Origin of the sequence: Herpetosiphon llansteffanensis, from assembly GCF_003205875.1 — a bacterium.
Classification (GTDB): domain Bacteria; phylum Chloroflexota; class Chloroflexia; order Chloroflexales; family Herpetosiphonaceae; genus Herpetosiphon; species Herpetosiphon llansteffanensis.
This window is the reverse complement of the sequence record NZ_PUBZ01000042.1, coordinates 1-750: the sequence shown is the minus strand read 5'-3', so window position 1 is coordinate 750 and position 750 is coordinate 1. Positions and strand designations below refer to the sequence as shown.

Sequence of the window (750 nt, the reverse complement as noted above, 5' to 3'; positions counted from 1 at the left end):
GGCTTCGACGTCGGACGCATCGACCTCGGGACGCAGGGTGGGTGTGCTCGTCACGTCAGCCACCGTCTCACGGGCGACCCCGCGAATGTCGGGATGAACCGGATCGCGGATGCCCCCCTGCTCTCCCGCGTGCGACCCGGCAACCTCGGGCGCGGCTCAGCCGACGACGGGTGACGCAGCGGAAGCTGCGGCAGCGCCCTCGCGGCACGCGCGGCAGACGCCCCAGTACGTCACCTCGGCCTCGTCGATGTCGAACCCCTCGCTGAGTTCGGACTCGTGCGCCGCCGTCAGGCACGGTGTGTCGCCCACGGCGCAGGGGATGTCGACGATCGTCGCGCATTGTCGGCACACGAGGTGGTGGTGGTTGTCGCCGACGCGTCGTTCGTAGAGCGCGGATTGGCCGGCCGGCTCGATGCGGCGGATGATGCCGTGCGCCGTCATCGCATGCAGGGCGTCGTAGACGGTTTGCGTCGAGACCTTGCCGTAACTGTCGCGCACCGCCTGGATGACGGTCTCCGCATCCGAGTGGGGGCGCGTCTCGAGGGCGTCGAGGATGGCGACGCGCGGGCCGGTGATCCGCAGGTTCACCTGACGCAGCATGGTGCGCGGATCGGTGGCGGGCGTCGTCGTCATGAATCCATGATGCCGCGATTTCTGGAACGAATCAAGAAAGCCTGCTCGTCGAGTGGGGCAGGGTCCGCCGATCGGCTATGATAGTTGGCGAGGGGAGTACTTCCCACGTCTCGGCTC

The 750-nt window shown here is 68.3% G+C and carries 1 protein-coding gene; it reads right to left on the bottom strand.

Annotated features, from left to right (window positions below):
- Nucleotides 1-156 precede the first annotated feature (156 nt).
- Complete coding sequence (locus tag C5S61_RS02515; protein WP_006946384.1) at nt 157-633, bottom strand: Fur family transcriptional regulator; 477 nt, start codon at nt 631-633, stop codon at nt 157-159.
- Nucleotides 634-750: the final 117 nt, after the last annotated feature.